A 24,462-nucleotide genomic window follows, 5' to 3' on the forward strand; every position below is an offset into this window, starting at 1 on the left:
GTTATTCCTCTCTCCAATACAGGATGCGACCGAGCGAGTCGTCGAGCTTGATCACGGCGGTCAGCGTCTTCTGCACGCTGCCGGCCTCGCCCACGGCCTTGATGGTGAATGTCTGGCTCTTGTCGCCCACCAGCCGGTTGCTGGCCGCGTTGGCCTTGATGCTCGGGTTGACGGCGATGCCCGCGGCCTCCACCACGCTGACGAAGTCCTGCACGGACATTCCGAAGAAGCTGAACATGCGCGCCGAGCGGATGCGGGTGATCAGCTCGTTGATGAACACCAGGTCCTGCAGCCGTGGGTCCGGATGCGCCGGGTCCGCCACGGAGAGGATGGCCATGTACATCATCATCGGATCGTCCGTGTTCACGTTGGGCCGCGAGTTCACGTCCGGGTACACCGTGAGCCGATCCCGGAAGGCCGCCATGAACATGTCCGTCACGCCGTGCACCCGGTACAGCTCGTCCAGGCTGTCGAAGCGCGCGTTCTTCGCCTGGTAGCGCGGGTCGAAGCGATCGTAGTTGCTGTTCTCGGACGCGAAGCCCCCGACGAACGGGTTGACGGGATCCTTCAGGTTGATGGCGGACTGCACCTCGTCCTCGTCCACCCAGTCCTTGAGCGCGATCACCACGTCCTGTGGCGTGACGCGGACGCGGTTGGCGTCGTCCCGGTTGAAGATGAACTCGAAGCGCTTGTCCCCGAACATGTCCATCAGGCGCGACGCGGTGGGCAGCGCGTCCGTGGCCAGCGAGGACAGGCGGTGGATGTTGAGCTTCTCCTCCTCGTCCGTGATGGTGGACAGGAAGCAGCCCTCGAATCCTCCGAACGAGCGCTTCAGCGGTTGCTCACCCACTTCGGAAGGGCCCTCCTCGCCGTCGTTCATCTGGAACTTCTCGTCCTGGGCAGGCGGCGCTTCCTTCTCTGAGCCGTTGGCGCCTGTGTCGCTCTTCACCAACCCCTTGAGCATGTAGCAGTCCACGCGCGCCAGCTTCCACAGCTGGATGTTGAGCGACTGGGCGGCCTGCTGCTGCTGGCCACCCTGGGTCGCCCCGCCGCCCATGAACTGCTGGAGCAGGCCGCTCAGGTTGGGGATGGGCGTGCTGTCCACCTGCTTCTGGAAGCGCATCAGCAGGCGGCCCAGCGCCACGCCCGAGCGCGCCATGTAATACGCCCGCACCTCGTCCCGCTGGTTGGCCGCCAACTGCAGGTCCACTCGCGTGTTGTAGGCGAACTCGGTCGCCACCACGGTGAGCAGGGTGATGGACACCACCGCGATGATGAGCGCCACGCCTCGCGCCCGGCGATCCCGCTGGGCGGTGGAGAGCGGGCGGGCGGAGCGGCGCCGCGCAGTCTGTGAGAAGAACTTACGCATCAGAACCTCGGCAGCTCCGTGTTCAGCATGATACGGGCCTGGGTGGTGTAACGCGCTTCCTTCCCATTCTCGTCCAGCGCTACGACAGTGATGCGCACCCGCGTGGGCAGGAAGGACTTGCGCTCCGTGCGGCGCGTGTCCCACTCGTCATCCCACTGCTTGCGCTCGGAGTCCCAGTACTCGAACTCCAGCTTCTTCACGCCCTCGAAGAGCACGTCCGTGGTGCCGCCGCGGTCCATCCGCTCGCCGATGTTCGGGTTCACCCGCCGCTTCAGATCCTGGCGGCCCCGCGCGCCTTTCTCCGTGGACGTCTCCACGAAGTACTCCACCACTGCCTGGTCGGACTCCTTCGAGTCCGTGTACAGACGCTGGTGCGCGAACGTGGTGAACGTCAGTTGATCCCGCTCGCCAATGAAGTTGGTGGGCCGCTCGTTCTGATCCCGGTAGCGCTTGGGATCGTACCGGTCGCTCACGAAGGCCGAGCCGATCTCGCGCGCCATGCGGTTCATCGCCACGCGCACCATGCGGTAGTGCTCGGCCTCGCCCTCCACGACTTCCTTGGCGCGGAAGCCTGTATTGAAGGCCATGGCCACCATCGTCCCCATGAGGGCGGTGATGGCCACGGCGACCATGACCTCCATCAACGTGAAGCCTCGGCTCGCGCGCTTCATTGGCTGACCTTTCCACGCGGATTGAAGATGCCGCCGCCACCCCCCGGAGGAATGAAGCCGTTGCCAGTGCCCTGGCCGCCCGGGTTGTTCATCTGGTTCAGCCACTGCGCGCGGTTCACGAGCGGCTGGCGCGTCGTCGGATCCAGCATCTGGCCGTTGGGGCCCTGGATGGGGTTGGGCACCATCATGCCCGTGGTCGGGTTCACCCACTGATTGGCGGTGTCTTGGGGCTGCTGGCCCGTGGCCGCTGCCGCCGCCGCCGCCGCGCCTCCGTTGCGATCCGAGCCAGGCCCCAGGGAGACGACGTGCGTGACGATGTCCATGCTCTCCACCTGCTTGCCTTCCTTCCAGGTGACGGTGAGGTGGACCTCGCGGACCGACTGGGTGAGCTGATCGATCATCTGCTTGAACATGGGCTGCGCCATGGCCGCCATGCCGCCCATGCCCCCGGCCGCCGCCGTCGTCGGGCCGCCGCTGCCGCTCTTGCTGTCCCCACCGCCGCCGCCGAAGAGGGCGGACAGACCGCCCATGTCTCCGCCCGTGTCGCCGATGGGCAGGTTGAAGATGGCACCGATGAGCTGGTCCGGCGACACGCCGTCCGTCTTGGGCGCGATGATCTTCGCCTTCCACTTGAAGTTGGGCCAACCCTCGTCGGAGAAGTCGCCGGACTCCTCGTCGTCATCCGTGGAGAAGCCGTCGTCGTAGAGCTTCTGCTCCAGGTCCGTCATCTTCGAGCGGGCCAGCAGCGAAGCCACCGTGAGGTGCTTGGTGTAGACGTGGTTGGCGACCGCGCCGGAGTTCAAGTCGAAGATCGCCATCAGCGCCAGCGCCAGGATGGCGAGCGCGACGACCGTCTCCAGCAGGGTGAAGCCTCGGTTCGTGCGTCTCATGAGCGAGGCACCTCCAGCTCCTCACCGACGATCGTCACCTTGCCGGTGAGCGGGGCGATGGTGAGCGTCCACACGTTGTCCCCCTGGCGCACGTACACCTGTGCCTTCTCCGTGTAGCCCTGGGGGAAGAAGTAGAGATACGCGATGCCCTGATCCACCGCCGTCTTCTGCTGCCGCGTCCACACGGAGACGGAGACGTTGCCCGGCATCTCGTGATCCGAGATCTCCTCGCCCGTGTAGCTGGAGAAGCGCGCGGCCTGCTCCACGCGGTGCTGCTCCTGCTCCGTCAGGTCCTGCAGGTTGGGCGCGCCGCCGCTGTTGTCGCGGGTGAAGTTGCGCCGCTCGTCCTTGCCGTGCCGCGCCTCATCCTCCCTCGTGCGGTTCTCGTCCTTGATCGCGCCCTCGCGATCCCTCGCGGTGGTGACGGCGCCCTCGGCGCACTCGGCGTGGTAGCGCGCGGGCTCCTCGCTCTTCGGAGGCGGCAGCTCGAACACCAGCCGGCACGTCTTCCCGGAGAGCGCCGCCGTGTCGTAGAGCGAGCGGATGATGCCGGCCAACTCACTCGCCGTCGCCTTGGCCTTGGTGCCGGTGATGGCGCCCACTCCGGCCACCACCGCGGCGAAGAGCACCGCCGCGATCATCAGCGCGACGGAGATCTCGATGAGCGTCAGGCCTCGCTGGGCCCGGCGCGAACGCCTGAATGCCAGGTTCGTCATTGCCGGTTCCTCACGAGTCCACCGCTGCTGATGTCCGCGTTCTCGCCCTCACCCCCGGGCACGCCATCCGCGCCGTACGAGACGACGCCCGTCTTCTGGTTGTTGAACAGGTACACGTACGGCCGGCCCCACGGGTCCTGGGGAACGGATGGAATCACCTGCCCGTCGATGAGGGGCTTGAAGCCCTCTTCCTCCGCGGGGAAGCGCCCCATGGTGCGGTGGTAGACCTTGAAGAAGCCCTCCAGGCGGCGGATCTGCTCCATCGCCAGGCGCTGCTTCGGAGGCAGGCTGAAGTCCGTGGTGATGTACGCCAGCCCGAAGGCCATCGCCGTGGCGAGCACGCACACGATGACGACCGCGATCCTCCCCGTCCGGGAGGGACGCGCCGCCAGTTCGGGGCTCTGAGAGGAAGCGTGGTCGGCCATCATGGTTTCAGATCCTCGTGTTCCCGGAGCGGGCGCCTACTTCTTCCCCGTGTCCTTGGAGGAGACGTCCGCGTCGCTGCCCTGGCCGCCCGCGGTGCCGTCCGCGCCGTACGAGGTGATGACGGGCTTGCCGCTCTCGAGCAGGTAGACGTACTCGTTGCCCCAGGGATCCACGGGGATGCGCTCCAGGTTCTGCGTGTCCACCAGCGCCTTCAGGCCGCTGCCCGTGTCCGGGTACTTGCCCTGCTTGGCGTAGTAGAGCTTCAGAGCGTTCTGGATGTTGCCGATGTCCAGGCGCGCGGTGTCCCGCTTGGCCTCCTCGAGCTTCGGGATGACGGCCACGCCCACCGCCGCGGCGATGAGCCCGAGGATGGTGATCACCACCATGATCTCGATCAGGGTCATGCCGCGGTTGCGGCGGCGCTGCTGCTTCTTCGTCTTCTGGCTCTCAGCGTTCTTCATAGGTCTGTCTTCCTCGAATGACTTTCTGGCAGGCCCCAGGGCCTCGCCGGAGTCGTTTCTGTCAGGGCACGCCCTGCATGGCGTTCGCGGCCGGCGCGTGAGCCTCGGAGTCCGAAGCGTAGAGCGCCACTCCCACGGCCAGCAGGGCCGCGGCCAGTGTCACCATGGCAGCCAGGGTGACGCGTTGAACCCACCGGTCGAGCGTGTCGTTCATTCCCATCCCTCCGTCAGTGGATGACCGAGTTCACCTGCAGGATTGGCAGCAGGATCGAGAAGGCTACGAATGCAATCACCGCGCCCATGAACACGATGAGGATGGGCTCCATCAGCGAGGTGAGGGCGCCGATGCGCACGTTCACCTGCGTCTCGTAGCTGTCCGCCACGGAGATGAGCATGTCTTCCAGCTGACCCGAGCGCTCACCGATGGACACCATGTGGTACACGAGCGGAGGAAACTCGCCCGAGCGCTTGAGCGGGTTGGCGATGCTCTCTCCCTCGCGGATGGAGTCGCGCGCCTTCTCCACCACGTCGGACAGCACGGAGTTGGTGATGATGGCCTTGACGATGTCCATGGCGGCCAGCAGGGGCACGCCGCTCTTGAGCAGCGTGGCCAGCGTGCGCGCGAAGCGGGAGATGGCCAGCAGCCGCACCAGGCTGCCGAACACGGGCGCCTTGAGCGCGAACCGATCCCACTTGGGCTTGCCAGCGGGGCTGCGGAAGTAGCGCGCTGTCAGGACGAAGAAGAGGATCAGACTGGGGAAGATGATGAACCACCAGTTCTGCAGCAGGTTGCTCGTCGCGATGAGGATCCGCGTGGGCAGGGGCAGGGTGGCCTTCATGGTGTCGAAGATCTTCGTCACCTTGGGCACCACCACCACCATGAGCAGCACGAGGATGCCACCGCCCACCAGGACCATGATGGCGGGGTAGAGCATGGTGCCGATGATCTTCTGTCGCAGCCGGGCCTGGCTCTCGGTGAAGTCCGCCAGCCGCAGCAGCACCGCGTCCAGCGCTCCCGAGGCCTCGCCCGCTCGCACCATGTTCACGTACAGCGAGCCGAAGATCTTCTGGTGCTGGCCCAGAGCGTCCGCCAGCGACGAACCCTCGTTCACCCGCTGCTTCACATCCGACAGCACGCGCTTGAGGCGCTCCTTCTCCACCTGGTCCACCAGGGCGGTGAGCGACTCCACCAGGGTGACGCCCGCGCCCAGCAGCGTGGCCAACTGGCGCGTGGTGATGGCGATGTCGTCCGTGTTGATGCGGCCGCCCGCCAGCTTGCGGATGTCGATGTCGCGAGCGGCGACTGCGGCGCCCGCCCCCTTTCGCACCGCGCCCCGGCTGCCCTCGGCCTGACCCAGCACGTCCGTGAGGAAGATGCCGTCCTTGCGCAGCTGTGCCCGCAGCGTCTTGGGCGATTCCGCCTCGAGCAGACCCTTCACGGTCTTGCCCGCGTTGTTGAGACCTCTGTATTCGAAGACCGGCATGGTGACTCACCCCCAGCCCCTCATTCGAGGGGCGGTGGTTAGATGTCCTCCTGAGTGATGCTGAGGACTTCGGCGATGGTCGTCTCTCCCAGGGCCACCTTGCGCGCGCCATCCTCCAGCAGGGTGAGCATGCCCTTGCCGAGCGCGGCCTTCTTGATGGTGGACGCGTCCACGTTCTTCAGCACCAACTGGCGCACGTCGTCGTCCACCATCAACAGCTCGTAGATGCCCGTACGGCCGCGGTAGCCGGTGCGGTTGCAGTTGGGGCAGCCCGCGGCCTTGTAGATCCTGTCCGTGCCGTAGCGCTGCTTGAAGGTGGCGCGCGTGTGGGTCAGCTCCTTCATCTCGTCATCCGTGGGCGAGTACTGCACGCGGCAGTCCGGGCACACACGGCGAACGAGGCGCTGCGCCAGGATGGCCGTGAGTGACGAGGCCACGAGGAAGGGCTCCACGCCCATGTCCACCAGACGGGTGACGGCGCCGGCCGCGTCGTTGGTGTGCACCGTGGAGAGCACCAGGTGGCCCGTGAGGGAAGCCTGGATGGCGATCTCCGCCGTCTCCTTGTCGCGGATTTCGCCGACCATGATGACGTCCGGGTCCTGGCGGAGGAAGGCGCGCAGCCCCTGGGCGAACGTCAACCCGATCTTCGGGTTGATGGCCATCTGGCCAATGCCCTTGAGCTGGTACTCCACCGGATCCTCGACGGTGAGGATGTTCAGGTCCGGCGTGTTGATCTTCGACAGGCCGCCGTACAGCGTCGTCGTCTTTCCGGAGCCCGTGGGGCCGGTGACGAGGATGATGCCGTGCGAGCGCTTGATGACGGCCTCCATCCCCGCCAGCGTGTGCTGGGCCATGCCGATCTCCGACAAGTCCAGCAGCGTGGCGTTCTTGTCCAACAGACGCATGACGATGCGCTCGCCATAGGACGTCGGGATGGTGGACAGACGGATGTCGATGTCACGGCCGGCCAGCTTGATGCGGATGCGGCCGTCCTGAGGCAGACGCTTCTCGGCGATGTTCAGGTGCCCCATCACCTTGACGCGGCTGACGATGGAGTTCTGGTAGCGCTTGGGAGGCTTGATGACCTCCTGGAGCACGCCGTCCACGCGGAAGCGCACCATGAGCTCGCGCTCCATGGGCTCGATGTGGATATCGCTCGCGCGCTCCTTGGCGGCGCGGAAGAGCACCGAGTTCACCAGCCGGATGACGGGCGCTTCGTCATCCGTGTCCAACAGATCCTTGGGCTCCTCCAGCTCGTGCGCCAGCGAGTCCAGATCCGTGGCCTCCATCTCGTCCACGAGCTGCTCGGCCTCGTTGATGGACCTGTCGTACACGCTGTTGATGGCGTCCACGATGGTGGAGGCCAAGGCGATGCGCGTGTCCAGCGGCGCGCCCAGCAGCATGCGCGCGTGGTCCATGGCCGCGGTGTCCAGCGGATCAGCCACGGCGATGGCGATGGAGTCGTCCTTCTGCAGGGACAGGGGGATGATCTTCGCCTGCTTGGCGAAGTTGATGGGGACCTTCTTGACGAGCTCCGGGTCCACCTCCTCCACGAAGATGCGCTGGAGGTAGGGCAGATCCAACTGCAGCCCGAGCGCCTTGGCCACGTCCTCCTCGGACACGATCTTCAGCCCGACGAGCACCTCGCCCAACCTGCCGCCCTTCTCCGCTTGAGCGGCGAGCCCCTCTTGCAGCTTCTCCTCGGTGAGCCCCGCGGTGGCGCGGAGGATCTCCCCGAGGGGACGGCCGGACAGGAAGGCCGGGCCGTGCGAGACGACATGGGTGGCGTCGTTGCGCGGCGGAGCCTCGGAGGGCTGGGCGGCGTTGGCGTTGGTGGCGTCGGTGATCACGTTCATGGGGCTCTCATCCCCTCGCCAGCGGTGTCAGGCTGGGTTCGCAGCCTCTCAGGGGAGTCCGGCGGGGGCACTGATCCCTCCGAACCCTGGGGAGGCTGCGGGACTTCCCGGACGTCCGGCCCCGTGTCCACTCCGGGTGTATTTCCCGAGGGCGGCATGGTCTGCGGAGCCTGCTCGACCGGCGCGGGAGCGGGCGACTGGGGCGCCGGCGAGGAGGAGGGTGGCTGGGTGGTGCCCTGGCCAGCGGGCTTGATGACGCGCTCGCCGGGCATGCCCGGGCCGCCGTTCTCCACTCGCTGCTGCTCGCGCAGCATGGCCTGGTTCATCCGCGACAGCGGGCCCGGCTTGCGGCTGAAGTCCACCGCCACGTCGTAGCCCGGCACCTGCCCGTAGAACTCCTCCACGAACTGCTGCCGCTCGCGCATCTTGCGCTCGAAGATGGTGCGGAAGTCCGTCTGGTCCTTGATGATGTAGGGCGTCAGGAACAGCAGCAGGTTCGTCTTCGTCTTCTTGTACGTCGTCTGGCGGAACAGGTGGCCGAGGAGGGGCACGTCTCCCAGCACCGGCACCTTGGCGACGGACTCGATGGTGCGGTCCTGCATGATGCCGCCGATGACGACCGTCTCCTGATCCTTGGCCACCACCGTCGTCTTCGCGCTGCGCTTGGAGGTGGTGGGGCCGAGCACTGGATCGCTGGAGGCGATCTCCTCCGTCTGCTCGGTGATGACGAGGCGGATGTAGTCGCTCTCGTTGATCTGCGGCTTGACGGTGAGCTTGAGCTCCACGTTCTGGCGGGAGATGGGGGCGAAGAGCGAGCCCAGGCCGCCGAGGCTGCCCAGCAGGGAGTTGGCGGTGGTACCGGTGGTGCCGGTGGTGCCCAGGCCCCCGCCCAGCGAGCTGGGGGAGAAGCCGGCCTGGAACGGCACGTTCTGGCCCACGGTGATCTCCGCCTCCTCGTTGTCGCTGGTGAGGATGTGCGGCGTGGAGAGCACGTTCACGTCCGAGCTCTGCTGCAGCGCGTGCAGCACCACGCCGAAGGCGGGGATGTCGATGCCCAGCTTCTGCAGCTCGGGGATGACGGGGCCCTGCAGGCCGGCCAGGAAGCCGCCGAAGCTGGCCAGGTTCGCCAGCGAGAAGGAGGGCGGCAGGCCCTGCGAGGTGTACTTGGTGCCGAACAGGCCCGGTACCGCGCCCTGATCCGTGTTCAGCTTGTAGCCGCTGTGGAAGTTGATCCCGAACTCGGAGTTCCGGTCCAGGTTGACCTCCATGATGACGGCCTCGACGAAGACCTGGCGACGGGGAATGTCCAACTGCTCGATGACGCGGACGATGTTCTTGAAGTCCGACTGGCTGGCGACGATCACCAGCGCGTTGGTGGACTTGTCCGCGGAGATCTTCACCTCGCCGGAGAACAGCTCGGCGGCCACCGGCTGGTTGCGCGCGATGCCCGCGGGCGGCTGCGGCTGCGGCGTGCGCGGGCGGTTGGCGGTGCCCTGCGCCAGCGTCTGCAGCGTGCTCGCCAACTCCTCGGCGTCAGCGTTCTCCAAAGGGTAGACGTTGATGCGGCCTCCCGCCTCCGTGGGCACGTCCACCTCGCGGACGATCTGCTGGATGCGATCGAAGGCGGCCGGGCTGGCCACGATGATGAGCTTGTTGGTGCGCTCGTCCGGGATGATCTGCGACAGCGTCACCGCGCCACCGCTCTCCTGGCCCGAGACACCAGGACCCACGGGCTCGCCGGGAGGGGGCGCGCCGGGGGAAACGCTGGGCACGAAGCCACCCGTGCGCTGGCCGGGGCGCGACGCCTTGGCCTCGAAGAGCTTCTGCACCGTGGTGGCCACCTCCTGCGCGGTGGCGAACTGCACCTGGATGACGCGCAGCTCATCGCTCGAGGCCCGCGTGTCCAACTGATCGATGATGCGCTCCAGGCGGTGCATGTTGGAGCCCACGTCGTTCACGATAACCGTGTCCGGCGGGTACGGGATGGTGTCGCCGTCCTTGGACACCAGCTGCTGGAGCACACCGCGCAGCGGCTCCACCTCCACGTACTTGATCTTGAAGAGCTTGGTCACCATCTGCTCGTTCATCGTGTACTGCTCGTTGCCGTCCACGATGGTCGGGATGGGGTTCTGCTTCGCCGAGCGCTTGTCAACGATCTTCAGGAAGCGCCCGTGCGGGTAGACGGACAACCCGTTGGCGTCTAACGCCGCGAGGAAGGCGGCGTAGAACTGGTCCGCGTCCACCTCCACCCGCCCGTTCTCCGGACCGATGATGGAGATCTTCCCGCGGACGTTCTCCGGGAGGATGAACGTCTTGCAGGTGGCGTCCGAGACGGTCTGCACCAGCTTCTCGATGTCCACCTTGTCGAAGTAGATGCCGTAGCGCGCGCGGCGCCGGGCCTCCTCACAGGTGGGCGTGTTGCGGCCCTCGCCCTTCGGGGCGCCTTCGCCGGAGGCGGCGACGTTGCTGGAGGGCTGCGGGGTGATCTGCCGATCACCGCCCGGAGCGGGAGCTCCAGCGGGAGGGCCAACGGGGCGGCGCTGAGCGTAGGCGGGCGAGGTGGCCAGCGCCAGGCACAGCAGGAGCGACCAGGGCGAGAGCGTCTTCATGGAAGGGCTTGCACTGCGGGGTTAACGGACGTTGTACGTCTTGCGGATCGGCGCGCCGTTGCGCTCGATCTCGATCTCGATGCGAGAGGATTCCTTCAGCTTCGAGTAGACCTCGAGCGCCTTCTCGGGGCTGTTCAGGTCGAAGCCGTTGATGCGGCGGATGACGTCGCCGTTCTGGACGCCAATCTTCGAATAGATGGAGTCCGGGCGGATGGAGAAGAGCTTGAAGCCCTGGGCCTGTCCGTCCTTGAAGGCGGGGACGATGCGCGCCTGCATGGCCACCTCGTTGAGGTTGGCCAGCGTCTTGTCGATCTCTCCGCGCGGCACCTCGTACTCGTTCTCGCTGGTGGCGCGGATGCCGGTGCCCAGGCCGTTGTTGGGCGGAGGGGTGGCCGCGGCGACCGCGGGCGGCGGCGTGAAGGTGGGCGCGGGCGCGCTGCCGTCTCCCGGCTGGCCGTCGATGAACTCCTTGCGGCCATTGTTGATGATGATGACCCGCTCGCGCTGGATGTCGATGATCTCCGCGTTCTGGATGCGGTCACCCACCATGTACGTCTGCGAGCGCTGGGAGACCATGTCCTGCACGGAGGCGAAGGACCAGTACTTGTCCACGGAGACCAGCGTGCCGAGCAGCTTCACCCGCAGGCCGCTCTTCACCGGATCAGCGTTGTCGTCCACGGGCGCTGGAGAGGAGGGCTCCTGCACCACGGGCTCGGGCTCGGGGATCTTGATGCCCGTGAGCCGCGACAGGCTCTCCAGCTCCAGGGAGGCGAGCTTCTCCGCCTCCTGGGCGTGTTGAGGGGAGCGGGGCGCCACGGCCAGAGACGGCCCCGGGGCCACGAGCGTCTCCACTCGCAGGTTCACCGTGCGCATCACCAGCCAGGCGACGAGCAGGATGAACACGAGGTTCACGGCCCAGAAGTATTTGCGGAAGAGGAGTTCCATCGTGCGTCCAGGGATACGAAGCGGGATTGAGCAAGCGAAGTGCCACCCGAGGGGCAGCGTACAACCCGAGGCCTACGGCCAAGTGCGCGAAATTATTCCGGGTAGGACCTACACCGGGGAGAGGCTGCCATGGGGCTCCGACGCGGCGGACAATTTGTCAAAACCGGGCGGGGGAGGGTGTGACGGGCTGTCATTCGCCGCGTCATTCGTCCGATGAGGGGCCTTCCCGGTCCTCGGGGCCCTCGGGTTCACGCTCGGAGGGGGCGCCCGAGGCCTCGCGCTCCAGCTTGCGGTAGATGGTGCGCGCGGCGATGCCCAGCAGGCGGGCGGCCAGCGTCTTGTCGCCCTTGGTGTGGCGCAGGGTTTCGTGGATGACCCGGCGCTCGATCTCCTCCATGGGCGTACCAATGGGGATGACGAGCTGGCCGGCTGAGCCCAGCGGCCCCTTGCGCACGCTCTCAGGCAGATCGCTGGCCTCCAGCACCTCGCCCCGCGCGAGGACGACGGCGCGCTCGACGGCGTGCTCGAGCTCCCGCACGTTGCCCGGCCAGGCGTAGTTCTCGAGGATGCGCAGGGCCTCCTCGGAGAAGCCGCGCAGCGACTTGCTGTTCTTGGCGGCGAAGCGGCGCAGGAAGGCGTCCGCCAGCAGGGGGATGTCCTCGCGCCGCGAGGCGAGCGCGGGCACGCGGATCTCCACCACGTTGAGGCGGTAATAGAGATCCTCGCGGAAGCGGCCCTCGGCCACCTCCTTCTGGAGATCCTTGTTGGTGGCGGCCACCAGGCGCACGTCCACCTTCACCGTCTGCGTGCCGCCCAGTCGTTCGATCTCTCCCTCCTGGAGCACGCGCAGCAGCTTCACCTGGGCCGACAGAGGCATCTCTCCGACTTCATCCAGGAAGAGGGTGCCGCCGTGGGCGCGCTCGAAGCGGCCCTCGCGGCGGGCCACGGCACCGGTGTAGGCACCGCGCTCCACACCGAAGAGCTCGGCCTCGAGGATGCTCTCGGGGAGGGCGGCGCAGTTGACGGCGATGAAGGGGCCCTTGGCGCGGGTGGAGTGCTCATGGAGCGCGCGGGCGGCCAGCTCCTTGCCAGTGCCGGACTCTCCCATGAGGAGCACGGTGGCGGTGGAGGGCGCGGCCTGGCGCAGGGTGTCCATCATTGCCCGGAAGGCGGGGGACTGGCCCACCATGGCCTTGCCGCCCGAGGCGCCGATCTCGGCCAGCTTCGCCTTGAGGGACTTGTTCTCGGCGACGAGGGCCTGCTTCTCCAGCGCCTTCTGCACGGCCTTCACCAGGGCGTGGCGCTTGAGGGGCTTGGTGATGAAGTCGTAGGCGCCGTCCTTCATGGCTGCCACGGCCGTCTCCACCGTGGCGTAGGCCGTCATCAGCACCACCTCCACGTCCGGGCGGATGGTGCGCGCGGCCTTGAGCAGCTCCTGGCCGTCCATGCCGGGCATCATCAGATCCGTCACCATGACGCTGACCTCGGGCTTGCGCAGCAAGTCCAGGGCTTCGGTGCCGTTGGAGGCGGAGAGCGTGGCGAGCCCTTCTCGCTGGAAGATGCGGGCGACGGAGTCGAGGTTGGCGCGGTCGTCATCGACGACCAGAACCGTGGTGGTGGTCATGGGAGCAGGCCCTCAATACCACGGCCCTGCAAGTGGCATTCCGGCAAGGTATCATGTTTCACGGCACTGCTCGGAGGATCGCTTCCGTCGCGCGCCCTGTGCGCGTGACCATTAGGAGATGAGGCGGGTCTCCAGACTCGCTCGCTCATCATGTTGACCATCCCCGGCTACACCCTGCGAGGCGCCGTCAAGGCTACGGGCTCGAACCTCCTGTTCCATGTGGTTCGTGATCACGATGGATTGGCGCTGATCCTCAAGACTCCCGCGGTGGTCGCCCCGGGAGCGCGGGAGCTGGAACGATACCGCAGGGAGTTCACCATCCTGCTGCGCCTGAAGGATGTGCGGGGCGTGGCTCGCGTTCATTCGCTGGAGCTGCTCGAGGATCGGCCCCTGCTCCTCTTGGAGTCCGTGGAGGGGGCCGCCTTGTCCGAGCTGACGGGGCGGCCGCTCGAGGTGTCCCGGGCCCTGGATCTGGGCATCTCCCTGGTCTCGACGCTGGCCGTGCTCCATCGGCGGGGGGTGATCCACAAGGACGTCAAGCCTGCCAACGTCATCGTCACGCCCTCGGGCGAGACGTGTCTGATCGACTTCGGACTGGCGAGCCTGCAGCTCGTGGAGCACGTGGAGGCGTCCCCCGCCTCGCTGGTGGAGGGCACGCTGGCCTACATGTCTCCGGAGCAGACCGGGCGGATGAACCGCTCGGTGGACTACCGCACGGATCTGTACTCGCTGGGCGTCACCCTCTACGAGTTGCTGGCGGGCAGCCGCCCCTTTCATGGGCGGGATGCGCTGGAGTGGTTTCATGCCCACATGGCGGTGGTGCCGCCGCCGCTGGGGGAGCGGGTGCCGGGCCTGCCGCCGGTGCTGTCCGCCATCGTGGCGAAGCTGCTGGCCAAGGTCGCGGAGGAGCGCTACCAGAGCGCCGAGGGGTTGAAGGCGGATCTCGATCGGTGCCAGGAGAGCCTGCGCCGCGGCGTGCACGAGGACTTCCCCATCGGGGTGCACGACTTCTCCAGCCGCTTCCAGTTGCCTCAGCGCTTGTACGGGAGGGATGCGCACGCCGCCCAGTTGCTGCAGAGCTTCGAGCGCGTGGGGCGGGCGGGCCGGCCGGAGTTGGTGCTCGTCCGAGGCTATGCCGGCATTGGCAAGTCCTCGGTGGTGCACGAACTGCACAAGCCTGTGGTGCGGCAGCGCGGCTTCTTCCTCACCGGCAAGTTCGATCAGCTCCAGCGGGACATTCCCTACGCGACGCTGGCGCAGGCCATCCGGGGGCTGACGCAGCAGTTGCTCGCGAGCACGGATGAGGAACTGGCCCGCTGGAGCGAGCAACTGAAGGAGTCGTGGGACGGCAACGGGCAGCTCCTCGTGAACCTGGTGCCGCAGTTGGAGCTCGTTGCCGGCAAGCAACCGCCCGTGCAGGAGCTGCCCCCAGCGCAGGAGCAGCACCGCTTCAACGCCGTGTTCCGCAGGTTCCTGGGCGTCTTCGCCACGCCGGAGCACCCGCTGGTCATCTTCCTGGATGATCTGCAGTGGGTGGATGTGGCGAGCCTCCAGCTGATCCAGCACCTGCTCACGCACCCGGAGACGCCGCCGGTGTTGTGGATCGGCGCCTACCGGGACAACGAAGTCGATGCCGCCCACCCGCTGGAGCAGGCACTGGCGGTGATCCGCAAGAGCGGCACGCGGACCACGGAGCTCCAGCTCGAGCCCCTGGGGCTCGAAGAGGTGAGGCAGCTCGTCACGGATACCCTGCCAGGAGCCAGCTCGGAGCTCGTACAGACGCTCTCGGGGGTGGTGTTGGAGAAGACGGGGGGCAATCCCTTCTTCCTGCTGCAGTTCATGCAGACGCTCAACCAGGACGGGCTCCTGGTACGTACGTCCGAGGGCGTGTGGCGCTGGGATGCCGAGGGAGGGCGAGCGAAGGGCTACTCGGACAACGTCGTCGACTTCATGGTGGGCAAGCTGCGGCAGCTGCCCTCGGGGACCCAGCACCTGTTGCGGCGTGCGGCGTGCGTGGGGAACTCGTTCTCGCTCCCGTTCCTGCATGTCATCTCCGACATGGTGGATGCCGCTGAGGTGGAGCAGGGGCTCGAGGCCGCGCTCCAGGAAGGCATGCTGGTGCGCGCCGGCCCGGATCAGTACCGCTTCCTCCATGACCGCATCCAGCAGGCGGCCTATGCCCTCATCCCCGAGGAGGATCGCAAGGCTGTGCACCTGCGCATCGGCCGGCTCCTGCTGGAGAGCGTCCCTCCCGAGGCCCTCTCGGAGCGGCTCTTCAGCATCGTGAGCCAGCTCAACGCCGGCGCGGGGCTGATCCTCGATCCCGAGGAGCGCCACCGCCTGGCCCGTCTGAACGCCGATGCAGGCCGCAAGGCCAAGCTGTCGACTGCGTTCCGCTCAGCCATCACGTACTTCACGATGGCCTTCCAGCTCCTGCCGGGGGACCCGTGGAAGACCGATCCCCCGCTGGCTTATGCGCTCCGGCTCGAGCTGGCCAATTGCGAGTTCATGAGCGGCAACGCCGCCGAGGCTCGCCGCATGGTGGAGGAGCTGCTCACGCGGGCGCGCACGCGCGCGGAGGTGGGAGGCGCCTACCGCCTCAAGAGCGTGCTCCTCATCGCCGCCGGCCAGTTCCAGGATGCCGCGGAGTGCCTCCTCGAGTGCCTGGCGCAGATGGGCATGCCCATGTCGCTGCGTCCCACCTGGGAGGAGGTGAAGGCCGCCAACGACGAGGTCTGGGCCGTGCTGGGGGACAGGCCTATCGAGAGCCTCATCGAGCTGCCGCGCATGGTGGACCCGGACATGGAGGCGCTGATGAACGTCCTCAGCAACCTCTTCCTGCCGGCCTACCTCGTCGATCACCGCCTGCTCACGCTGAACCTGTGCAAGATGATCGTGATCCTGCTGCGGCACGGGAACACGGCCGCGGCGGCGCACGCGTATGCCTGGTACGGCATGGTGCTGGGGCCCATGTTCCGGCGGTACCGCGAGGCCTATGCCTTCGGCAAGCTGGCCTGCGAGCTCGTCGAGCGCAACGACGTGGCCGCCCTGCGAGGCAAGGTGCGCTACATCATGGAGGTCCTCAGCACCTGGACACAGCCACTGCCGCGCTCCCAGGAGGCCATCCAGCGAGCGCTCCACCACGCGCTCCAGGCGAGTGATCTCCAGATCGCTTGCTACTGCAGCTACCACGCGGTGACGTACCGGCTGGGAATCGGGCTGGATCTCGAGGAGGTCTTCCAGGACGCGGGAGCGCGCCTCTCGTTCGTGCGCAAGGTGGGCTTCCAGGACGTGCAGTACATCATCCAGCACATGCAGGCCTACGTGCAGAACCTGCGCGGACTCTCGCGCGAGTTCGGCTCGTTGAGCTGGGAGGAGTTCGACGCGGAGGCGTTCGAGAACGCATCGATTCCCTCCCGCCTGACCACGATGTGGTGCTGGTACTGGAGCTACAAGATGCAGGCGCGCTACATGTGCGGCGCCTACACCGAGGCCATGGAGGCAGGAGCCCGGGCCATCGAGTTCAAGTGGTCCTCGATGGGGCAGCTCCAGCTTCGGGATCTCCACCTCTTCCATGCGCTGACCCTGGCGGCCTGCTTCGGCTCGCTATCTCCCGACGAGCAGCGCCAGGCCCTCGAGGACATCCAGCAGGATCAACAGCAGTTGTCCGAGTGGGCGGGCTTCTCGCCCTGGACGTTCCGCGCGCCCGAACGCATGGTGTCCGCGGAGCTGGCGCGCATCACTGGCCGGAACGACGATGCCGTCCTCGCGTACGAGGAAGCGTTCCAGGCGGCTCGCGAGTATGACTTCATCCAGTACGTGGCTTTGGCCAGCGAGCTCGCGGCCCGGTACTGGCAGCAGCGGCGGATCCCCACCATCGCGGACACCTATGCGCGGCGGGCCCGGGATGCGTACCTGCAATGGGGTGCCCGGGGAAAGGCGCGGCACTTGAGCGCGCAGTGGCCCCACCTGGCCTCGGTTCCCGCCTTCGTCGAGGGCAGCATCACGGACACGGACTCGACGCAGATCGACGCCCTCACCGTGGTCAAGGCGCAGCAGGCCATCTCCGGAGAGATCGTCCTCGAGCGGTTGGCGTCCACCCTGCTGCGGGTCGCCATCGAGAACGCGGGTGCCCAGCGTGGGGCTCTTCTGCTGCCGCACGGGAACAAGCTCCTGGTCGAGGCGGTGTCGAGCGCCACGGGGGATGGCCCGGGGGCAGAGCCGGACGACTCCCTGCTGCCGTGGACCCTCCTCGCGTACGTCAAGCGCACGCGTGAGCACGTGCTCATCGGAGATGCCTCGCAGCCCCACCCCTTCTCGGGGGATGAGTGGTTCAAGCGCGGCGGTGCCCGCTCCGTGCTCTGTCTGCCGCTGCTTCGCCAGGAGGAGTTCCACGGCGCGCTGTTCCTGGAGAACAGCCTGGCGACCGACGCCTTCACCCCGGCGCGCATCTCCCTGCTGGGCCACCTGGCCTCCCAGGCGGCGATCTCCATCGAGAATGCCCGGCTCTATGCCGAGGTTCAGCGCGCGGAGGTGGCCTTGCGCCAGGCCAATGACGAGCTGGAGCGGCGCGTGGAGGAGCGCACCCGGGAGCTCAAGCAAACGCAGGCGCAGCTGATGGATACGGCCCGCGCGGCGGGCATGGCCGAGGTGGCCGCCAACGTGCTCCACAACGTGGGCAACGTCCTGACCAGCGCGATGATCAACCTGCAGATGATGCGCAGGAAGGCGGATGCCTCACGTGTGGGCCGGCTCGAGCAGGTGGTGGCCATGCTCAAGGAGCACCAGGACGATCTGGCGGGCTTCTTCACGCGCGATGCTCGGGGCACCACGCTGGCGAATTATCTCTCCGGCCTGTCGCGGGAGCTCCAGCGAGACCATGCCTCGCTCCAGGAAGACATGGGGGCGATGGACAAGCACCTGGAGCACATCCGCGCCATCATCCGGGTCCAACAGAACCACGCCGCCGTTTCGCTCGTCACGGAGGAGTGCGATCTGGGGCAGCTCATCGGCGAGGCCCTGAGCATCCAGATGCCGACCCTGAAGCGCAACAGCATCACCGTCACCCAGGAGCTGGCCTCGCTGCCCAAGGTGCACCTGGAGAAGCACAAGGTGCTGCAGATCCTCATCAACCTCTTCAGCAACGCGAAGAACGCGATGAGCGGTGTGGGCGACGAGCAGCGCCGGCTGCACGTGAAGCTCGAGGCAGCGGGGAACAGGGCGCGCATCCAGGTGGTGGACAACGGCGTTGGTATCTCCCCGGAGGTTCGCTCCCGGCTCTTCTCGCAAGGCTTCACCACGCGCGAGGGGGGCCATGGCCTGGGGTTGCACTCGAGCGCGCTGGCGGCCCGGCAGTTGGGCGGCCTTCTCACCCTGGAGAGCGAAGGGCCCGGCAAGGGCGCCACCGCCACTCTGGAGATTCCGCTCACCTAGGCGCACGCGGAACAGCGCTGGACGTGACGGGGCTTTCACTGATGGTCGTTGACGCGTCGTGCGTTCTCCTCAACGAGGCGCCGCTGCTCGACCCTGGGCGACGTCGCTCGCTAACATTCACTGCCGCGAGCCAGCTGGCGTGGGAGAGCGCTCTTGAAGGTCGATCAGAAGGCCTGGACCCGAGAGGATGGCTGGCGCGACACCGCACAGGCGGGCGTGGGAGCGAGCGCGCAGTGGGTGCTGATGTTCGGTTCACGCGCGCGGATGCAGGAGCCCTCGGTCCTCCAGCAGGTCCGTGCCTGGTATCCCGAGGCCATCCTTGTGGGGTGCTCCACCGCTGGGGAGATTCACGGGACTGCTGTTAGCGACGACTCGCTCGTGGTGACAGCGGTGGCGTTCGAGCGCACCCGAATCCGGTTGGCACAGGCTCGGGTGGAGTCCATGGAGGAGAGCCAGGCGGCGGGGGCGTCCCTGGCCCGCTCCCTGCTGCAGCCTGGACTGGCCCATGTCCTGGTCCTGTCGGATGGGCTGAAGGTGAACGGCACCGAGCTCGTGCGCGGCCTGCGCGCCAACCTGCCCGAGACGGTGGGGATGACGGGAGGGCTCGCCGGGGATGGTCCGGACTTCCAGCACACGGTGGTGTGCGTCAATGGCCTGCCCGCCGAGGGCCAGGTTGCGGCGGTGGGCTTCTATGGCGAGCGGCTGCGCATTGGCTACGGGTCGCTCGGGGGGTGGGATGCCTTTGGACCGGAGCGCCTCATCACCCGTTCTCGGAGCAACGTGCTCTACGAGCTCGATGGGCGATCCGCGCTGGAGCTCTACAAGCAATACCTGGGAGAGCACGCAGCGGAGCTCCCGGCTGCCGCCCTGCGTTTCCCCTTGGCCCTGCGCAGCGAGAAGGAGGGCTCCGGCGTGGTGCGTACCGTCCTGAGTATCGACGAGAAGGAGCAGAGCATGACCTTCGCTGGCGACATGCCGCAGGGCAGCTATGCGCGCCTGATGAAGGCGAACTTCGACCGCCTCATCGATGGAGCTGCCGGGGCGGCGCGCGCCGGGCTCGAGCGGCTGGGCAGCTTCCAGCCTGAGCTGGCGGTGCTGATCAGCTGCGTGGGGCGCAAGCTGGTGCTCAAGCAGCGCGTGGAGGAGGAGGTGGAAGCGGTGCGGGAGGTGCTCGGGCCGAGGCCGACGCTGACCGGTTTCTACTCGTATGGAGAAATCTGCCCGCACGGAGCGGTTACCCACTGCGAGCTCCACAACCAGACCATGACCATCACGGCATTCAGCGAATCGTGAGCTACCACAAGCTGCTCGAGCGACAGCTGCGGCGATTCTTCGGGAGCCTGGAGCAGGTACCGTCCGGGCTGGAGCCCTTTCTGTCCGCGGTGGATGAGGCCTACCGGGCCGCGGATGAGGACCGGCTCTCGATCGAGCGCTCCCTGGAGCTGATGTCCCGTGAGCTGACGGAGCGGAACGATCAGCTGCGTGGCGAGCTGGCGGGCCGCCAGCTCATCGAGGAGGCGCTGCTCCAGGAGAAGGCGGAGCAGGCGGCGCTGTTCCGCAAGCTCGAGGAGACGCACTGCCAGCTCCTGCAGTCGGAGAAGATGGCTTCGATCGGGCAGCTCGCCGCGGGGTTGGCTCACGAGATCAACAACCCCATCGGGTTCGTGACGAGCAACGTCGGCTCCTTGCGCACCTATGTGCTGGACCTGTTGAAGGTCATCGACGCCTTCGAGGCGGAGAAGGGCGGATTGGGGGAGAGCGCGCGGAGGCGTATCGACACGCTCGAGGAGCAGGTGGAGCTGGCGCTCATCCGCGAGGACTCCATGCCGGTGCTGGACGAGTGCGCGGAGGGGCTGCGCCGGGTGCGGCAGATCATCCGGGATCTGACGGAGTTCTCGCGCATGGACGAGGCGCGGTGGCATCGGGCGGATCTGCACAGGGGGCTCGAGAGCACGCTGAACATCGTGCACAACGAAGTGCGCCATGTGGCGGATGTCATCAAGGAGTACGGAGAGCTGCCGGAGGTGGAGTGCCTGCCGTCCCAGCTCAATCAGGTGTTCCTGAACCTGCTGGTCAACGCCGCGCAGGCCATCAAGGGCAAGCGAGGCACCATCACCGTGAGGACGGGCCGGAGAGATGGCGATCACGTCTTCGTCGAGATCTCCGACAACGGAGAGGGGATTGCACCCGAGCACCTGAATCGGATTTTCGATCCGTTCTTCACCACGAAGCCGGTGGGGCAGGGCACGGGTCTGGGGTTGGCACTTTCGTACGGAATCGTCGCGCGGCACCACGGCGGTATCGAGGTGGATTCCACGCCTGGAGTGGGCACCCGGTTCCGGGTGGTGCTGCCGATCCGGCAGAGCGCCGAGACAGCGTCGGCACCGGCCTGAGGGGCAGGGGGAGCCTGCCCCGAATCTCTCGGGTAGAGCCCCTCTCTCGTGCTGGCAGAGGGCCGTCATTTCACTCACCGGGAGTGGGCCCGGTTATTTCTTGCACTTGGATCAGGTGGACTGCTGGGACTTGAGCGCCTCCAGGAGCAGGTTCATCTGGTCCACGGGGATGCCCTTGAAGTCCAGCACGCCGGTGCTCTTGTCGTTGCGCACGGCCAGCTTGACGCGTGTGCCCTTGCCCTTGGGGAAGCGGGCGAGGACGGCGTTGCTGTACTGCTCGGCGCGCTTTCTCAAGATCGTCTCCACTCCTTCGCTCTCCGCGCCTACCGAGATAAGTTCTAAGCCGGCCTCCACACCTGCCGCACGCGAACACGTCGAGGGCGAACGTCCTGCGCATCAGCGCGGCTCAGTCCAAACGGGATGTGCGCTTCTTCCTCGGCTCCTCCACCGTCGCGGCAAAGGCGAGGCTCTCCTCCTCCAGCACCGGCTTCGCACCCGCTTGAGGAAACGGTGCCGCGCCAGGCCTGAGCGTACGGGCGGCCGGTAGGGCTCACCGGCCTGGGGCTGGGACGCGGTCAAGGGCCCGCGGCAATTAAGCCCAGGCCCTTGACCTTGCCGAGAAACTCCTCGACGAGCTTCTTGTCCTCCTCCCGGATCTCATTGTTCCTGAGCGGTGCCTTGAGCTTGAGCGCTACCACCTTGCGCAGCTTGTTGAGGCCCTCGGTCGATTGCGACGCCGAGTTCAGAGCCGCCAGCTTCTCGGGCAGCCCTCTTTGGAGCGCCGTGAGGATTTCATCGCTCATGTTGGAAATAAGCTCGCTCTGACCTTGCCTGCGCGAATCCCCAATGACGACGATATCGCGCGTCGGATCCTCTGTTTCATCCGGATCCAGCTCGAACCCTGGGATGAACAAGGTCCCCGCAAGAAGCTGAAGCTCATACGTGAACATCGAGGCATTGAACTTCTGGATGAACTCACCCCACGCCGTGGCCTTGGCGAAAGCCAGGTCCGAATACTTCTCTTGATACTGCCAGGACCGAGGCAGGTACAAGGTCAGGCCTTGAGCCCGGTTGACGGACTGCCCGACGTTGTCCTTCCTCAGGATTACTTGCGGCTGGAGCTCCAGGATGGCATCGATGGCTGCTTTCATCTCCTTGTCCTTGTCGTTCTTGGGTGTGAGCTTGTCGCGCAGCGTCTTGAAATAGTCAAAGAGGTCTACATAGTCAGCGCCCGCGTTGCGAAAGCGTTGCGCCTCGGAGTAGCTCTTCTGAAGCGCATCGAGTTGCTGCTTGCGCCGGAAGTTCACGGCCTTGACGAAGGCCTGGACCTTTTGCGAGAGCGTCATCACGGCCTTGGCCTCGGCCACGGACAGGGTGGCCGCCACGCCTTTCCGGCGGTAGTAGTCCAAGGTGGTCTGCACGATGATGTCCGCGAAGGCCAGGGGTGTTTGATCGGCAGGGGGCAGGGCGGAGAGCCGCGTGAGGAGCTGATCGTAAGCCCACCCATCATTCGACTCGAGGTCTTCGGAACCGACCAGCAACGTGTAATGGTTCTTGAGCTGATAGCCCACCTCCGTCATCTGCATCAGACAAGCGTCAAAGCCGAGGAGTTCGATCCGCTTCTGGGTGTCCTCTTGAATCATCACCAGAGCATCTTCCAGATTGCGCAAGTCGATATGCGTGTGGCTCGTTCCATCGATTGAGACCTTGAGCGGGAGGGAGTTGGGCTCGGCCTTGAAGCCATTCCCGTGGCTCCAGACGATGAGGGCGTATTTCTTCGCGGGGAAATTCATTATTCCCCAGCTCGCGAACTCCGCCAGATTCACGTAGTCGCCCATGTCCATCTCGCCCAGATCGTCCAGTTCGGTGGAGCCAATCTGACTGAGGTTGTTGTCCTGTTTTATCTTGAGGCGCTTCGTGCCAGCCCAAGCCGAGCTCAGCAGCTGGCCCTTCTCGCCCTGTCCCTCTCGGTCCACCTGGACGATGACATTGAGGTTGCCGAGATTCGCGGCCTCCATCTCGTTGATGTCGGCGAGCGCAGACGCGTCGAGATCGTTGTCCGCGTTCATGTACACCAGCACGGTCCACTCCGCCTCGCCGGACTGGTTCCCGTCAGCGTGGGCGGAGAGCGGGTGGAGGCTCAACAGGGCGAGTGTCCACAGCCAGCCGCAGCGCATCCATCGGTGAATAAGCATCGGTTCTATTTCCCGTGATCAGGTACTACTCACTCAGGTTGAGGATCGTCACATCGACGGCCGCGAAGGCGCCCACGCGCCAGACGCCCACGGCATTCGAGGACTGGCACTCTCCGGAGGACGTCAGTCGGCAGCGCAGGCCGGGGGCCCGAGAGCCCCCCACGCCGAGAGTGATGGGCATGTCCGGGACACCGAAGCGCAGATACAACCCCGGAGAGAGCACCTGGACGATACCGGGTTCGGAGTTCTGGCCGACCTGGGGCTCCGTCCCCGTGAGGTGCGAGTAGACGCGCGGAAACGCCAACTGGCCCAAGTCTAGCACGCTGCCCATCACGCCGAAGTCCCAGCCGCTCCGGCACAGGTTGGTCGTCCACTCGACTCCCAGCGTGGCCATGGGGCCCACGCCGCCACCCCGCGGCAGGTCATCGTCGTACTCCAGTGCGCCCTGGACGCCCACGAGGCCCGTGATGGTGAGCAGGGGCCGCTGGCGCTTCACCGCCCAACTCCCAATGGGCGCGGCGGCGCTCTCGATGGCCACCTGGATGTCCTTGGAAGTCTTCGCCCCGGAGATGTTCACCAGGAGCGGCAGATGCCTGCTCAGCTTCCCGGGAATGATGCACGACGTGTCTCCAGCGCAGGCCGTGGCCGAGGCGCTTAGCATCTTCCGGATGCCATTCCCGTAGTCGCTCACCATGACGTCGGAGATGGCCTCAGCCATCAGAAAGACCTCGTCGGCGTGCGCTAGGCTGTACCCCGACACCTGCTTGTAGATTCCCAGCCCGCTCCGAAACACATCCAGAGTTCCCAGCAGCACTAACTGGCTTCGCTGCAGGATGTCCGGCGCTCCGTTCGCGGTGAAGGGCTTGTGGAGGATGTACACACCTGCCCCACCCCCGCTCGGGTAAAGCTCCTGGCGCTCGATGGCCGCCACGCGCTCATACAGCGTGCGGAGATTCGTCACGAGTTCCCAGAGCAGGCGCTCCAACTCGGGCTCCAGCAGGGCCCACTCCTCTGGTGTGAGGTCCTTGTCGAGCTGAGGAGAGATCCGATCCCGGACGAGCTGCTTGAGGTTCTTGATCAGGTTCTCGCGCGCGTCCCCCACGTTATTGAGGAGCTTTTGGTACTCGGCTTCATGGGTGATCTTACCCAGCTGCTGTACCAAGGCACCCGTCAGCCCCAAGCCACATGCGACCCGAGTAACCTTCTGGCGGGTCCCCCCTGGCTTTTTGCATGCGTCCTGCAGGCTCTGCAACGTCCCAAGCCCGGCCACTAGCACCAAACGCGCTCCGTGCTCCCCGAGGGATCGGATGATGGTTCCCCGCTCTGGGAGGGCGGAACTTCGAGGGAGTAGAGGACGAGACGATCGTCCAGCCAGGGGAGGCGCAGTTTC

At 66.4% G+C, this 24,462-nt stretch carries 18 protein-coding genes; 3 read left to right on the forward strand and 15 right to left on the reverse strand.

Annotation, left to right across the window (positions count from 1 at the left end):
- Position 1: 1 nt before the first annotated feature.
- The 12 genes from KY501_RS41400 to KY501_RS41455 form a co-directional block, all read right to left on the reverse strand.
- Positions 2-1,369, reverse strand: coding sequence for a type II secretion system minor pseudopilin (locus tag KY501_RS41400; RefSeq protein ID WP_224369474.1), 1,368 nt, complete (start codon positions 1,367-1,369; stop codon positions 2-4).
- Positions 1,369-2,040 carry a type II secretion system protein GspJ gene (locus tag KY501_RS41405; protein ID WP_224369476.1) on the reverse strand — a complete coding sequence of 224 codons (672 nt, stop codon included), beginning with the start codon at positions 2,038-2,040 and terminating at the stop codon, positions 1,369-1,371. The genes KY501_RS41400 and KY501_RS41405 overlap by 1 nt, the downstream gene beginning before the upstream one ends.
- Positions 2,037-2,930 carry a prepilin-type N-terminal cleavage/methylation domain-containing protein gene (locus KY501_RS41410; protein WP_224369478.1) on the reverse strand — a complete coding sequence of 298 codons (894 nt, stop codon included), beginning with the start codon at positions 2,928-2,930 and terminating at the stop codon, positions 2,037-2,039. The genes KY501_RS41405 and KY501_RS41410 overlap by 4 nt, the downstream gene beginning before the upstream one ends.
- Positions 2,927-3,646, reverse strand: a complete 720-nt coding sequence (locus tag KY501_RS41415) for a prepilin-type N-terminal cleavage/methylation domain-containing protein (protein WP_224369480.1) — start codon at positions 3,644-3,646, stop codon at positions 2,927-2,929. Before KY501_RS41415 ends, KY501_RS41410 begins: the two co-directional genes overlap by 4 nt.
- Positions 3,643-4,074, reverse strand: a complete 432-nt coding sequence (locus KY501_RS41420; protein WP_224369482.1) for a type II secretion system protein GspG — start codon at positions 4,072-4,074, stop codon at positions 3,643-3,645. Before KY501_RS41420 ends, KY501_RS41415 begins: the two co-directional genes overlap by 4 nt.
- A 33-nt stretch (positions 4,075-4,107) precedes the next feature.
- Entirely contained in the window at positions 4,108-4,533 is a 426-nt protein-coding gene (gene gspG, locus KY501_RS41425; RefSeq protein WP_224369484.1) for a type II secretion system major pseudopilin GspG, read from the reverse strand.
- Positions 4,534-4,594: 61 nt separating this feature from the next.
- Positions 4,595-4,747, reverse strand: a complete 153-nt coding sequence (locus KY501_RS41430; protein WP_224369486.1) for a hypothetical protein — start codon at positions 4,745-4,747, stop codon at positions 4,595-4,597.
- A 13-nt stretch (positions 4,748-4,760) separates the two neighbouring features.
- The gene (gspF, locus tag KY501_RS41435; RefSeq protein ID WP_224369488.1) at positions 4,761-6,017 is read right to left on the reverse strand and encodes a type II secretion system inner membrane protein GspF; all 1,257 of its coding nucleotides are present in this window, start codon (positions 6,015-6,017) and stop codon (positions 4,761-4,763) included.
- A 38-nt stretch (positions 6,018-6,055) separates the two neighbouring features.
- On the reverse strand, positions 6,056-7,873 hold the full coding sequence (gspE, locus tag KY501_RS41440; protein ID WP_224369490.1) for a type II secretion system ATPase GspE: 1,818 nt from the start codon (positions 7,871-7,873) through the stop codon (positions 6,056-6,058).
- Entirely contained in the window at positions 7,870-10,482 is a 2,613-nt protein-coding gene (gspD, locus tag KY501_RS41445) for a type II secretion system secretin GspD (RefSeq protein ID WP_224369492.1), read from the reverse strand. The genes gspE and gspD overlap by 4 nt, the downstream gene beginning before the upstream one ends.
- A gap of 21 nt (positions 10,483-10,503) precedes the next feature.
- Positions 10,504-11,427, reverse strand: a complete 924-nt coding sequence (gspC, locus tag KY501_RS41450; RefSeq protein WP_224369494.1) for a type II secretion system protein GspC — start codon at positions 11,425-11,427, stop codon at positions 10,504-10,506.
- Between the two features lie 202 nt (positions 11,428-11,629).
- Positions 11,630-13,051, reverse strand: coding sequence for a sigma-54-dependent transcriptional regulator (locus tag KY501_RS41455; RefSeq protein WP_224369496.1), 1,422 nt, complete (start codon positions 13,049-13,051; stop codon positions 11,630-11,632).
- A gap of 150 nt (positions 13,052-13,201) precedes the next feature.
- Between KY501_RS41455 and KY501_RS41460 the strand changes: the two genes are divergently transcribed.
- The 3 genes from KY501_RS41460 to KY501_RS41470 all read left to right on the forward strand — a co-directional run bounded on the left by KY501_RS41460 (position 13,202) and on the right by KY501_RS41470 (position 20,877).
- Positions 13,202-18,484 (forward strand): trifunctional serine/threonine-protein kinase/ATP-binding protein/sensor histidine kinase, encoded by a 5,283-nt coding sequence (locus KY501_RS41460; protein ID WP_224369498.1) that lies wholly within the window; start codon positions 13,202-13,204, stop codon positions 18,482-18,484.
- A 153-nt stretch (positions 18,485-18,637) separates the two neighbouring features.
- A complete protein-coding gene (locus KY501_RS41465; RefSeq protein ID WP_224369500.1) occupies positions 18,638-19,777 on the forward strand; it encodes an FIST signal transduction protein in 1,140 nt (379 codons plus the stop codon).
- Positions 19,774-20,877 (forward strand): ATP-binding protein, encoded by a 1,104-nt coding sequence (locus KY501_RS41470; RefSeq protein WP_224369502.1) that lies wholly within the window; start codon positions 19,774-19,776, stop codon positions 20,875-20,877. The genes KY501_RS41465 and KY501_RS41470 overlap by 4 nt, the downstream gene beginning before the upstream one ends.
- Before the next feature lie 111 nt (positions 20,878-20,988).
- Here KY501_RS41470 and KY501_RS41475 read toward each other — a convergent pair whose 3' ends face one another.
- The 3 genes from KY501_RS41475 to KY501_RS41485 all read right to left on the reverse strand — a co-directional run bounded on the left by KY501_RS41475 (position 20,989) and on the right by KY501_RS41485 (position 24,234).
- Positions 20,989-21,171, reverse strand: coding sequence for a hypothetical protein (locus KY501_RS41475; RefSeq protein ID WP_224369503.1), 183 nt, complete (start codon positions 21,169-21,171; stop codon positions 20,989-20,991).
- 281 nt (positions 21,172-21,452) lie between these two features.
- Positions 21,453-23,072 carry a clostripain-related cysteine peptidase gene (locus KY501_RS41480; protein ID WP_224369505.1) on the reverse strand — a complete coding sequence of 540 codons (1,620 nt, stop codon included), beginning with the start codon at positions 23,070-23,072 and terminating at the stop codon, positions 21,453-21,455.
- A 25-nt stretch (positions 23,073-23,097) separates the two neighbouring features.
- A complete protein-coding gene (locus tag KY501_RS41485; RefSeq protein WP_224369507.1) occupies positions 23,098-24,234 on the reverse strand; it encodes a hypothetical protein in 1,137 nt (378 codons plus the stop codon).
- Positions 24,235-24,462 lie beyond the last annotated feature (228 nt).

This window comes from Hyalangium versicolor, from assembly GCF_020103695.1.
GTDB classification, from domain to species: Bacteria; Myxococcota; Myxococcia; order Myxococcales; family Myxococcaceae; genus Hyalangium; species Hyalangium versicolor.

Excerpts from the sequence above, each read along its gene's own strand:
- KY501_RS41410 (WP_224369478.1), bottom strand. The coding sequence starts at position 2,930 with ATGAGACGCACGAACCGAGGCTTCACCCTGCTGGAGACGGTCGTCGCG.
- gspD (WP_224369492.1), bottom strand. The coding sequence starts at position 10,482 with ATGAAGACGCTCTCGCCCTGGTCGCTCCTGCTGTGCCTGGCGCTGGCC.
- KY501_RS41415 (WP_224369480.1), bottom strand. The coding sequence starts at position 3,646 with ATGACGAACCTGGCATTCAGGCGTTCGCGCCGGGCCCAGCGAGGCCTG.
- KY501_RS41430 (WP_224369486.1), bottom strand. The coding sequence starts at position 4,747 with ATGAACGACACGCTCGACCGGTGGGTTCAACGCGTCACCCTGGCTGCC.
- KY501_RS41455 (WP_224369496.1), bottom strand. The coding sequence starts at position 13,051 with ATGACCACCACCACGGTTCTGGTCGTCGATGACGACCGCGCCAACCTC.
- KY501_RS41480 (WP_224369505.1), bottom strand. The coding sequence starts at position 23,072 with ATGCTTATTCACCGATGGATGCGCTGCGGCTGGCTGTGGACACTCGCC.
- KY501_RS41400 (WP_224369474.1), bottom strand. The coding sequence starts at position 1,369 with ATGCGTAAGTTCTTCTCACAGACTGCGCGGCGCCGCTCCGCCCGCCCG.
- gspC (WP_224369494.1), bottom strand. The coding sequence starts at position 11,427 with ATGGAACTCCTCTTCCGCAAATACTTCTGGGCCGTGAACCTCGTGTTC.
- KY501_RS41420 (WP_224369482.1), bottom strand. The coding sequence starts at position 4,074 with ATGATGGCCGACCACGCTTCCTCTCAGAGCCCCGAACTGGCGGCGCGT.
- KY501_RS41405 (WP_224369476.1), bottom strand. The coding sequence starts at position 2,040 with ATGAAGCGCGCGAGCCGAGGCTTCACGTTGATGGAGGTCATGGTCGCC.
- gspF (WP_224369488.1), bottom strand. The coding sequence starts at position 6,017 with ATGCCGGTCTTCGAATACAGAGGTCTCAACAACGCGGGCAAGACCGTG.
- KY501_RS41460 (WP_224369498.1), top strand. The coding sequence starts at position 13,202 with ATGTTGACCATCCCCGGCTACACCCTGCGAGGCGCCGTCAAGGCTACG.
- gspG (WP_224369484.1), bottom strand. The coding sequence starts at position 4,533 with ATGAAGAACGCTGAGAGCCAGAAGACGAAGAAGCAGCAGCGCCGCCGC.
- gspE (WP_224369490.1), bottom strand. The coding sequence starts at position 7,873 with ATGAACGTGATCACCGACGCCACCAACGCCAACGCCGCCCAGCCCTCC.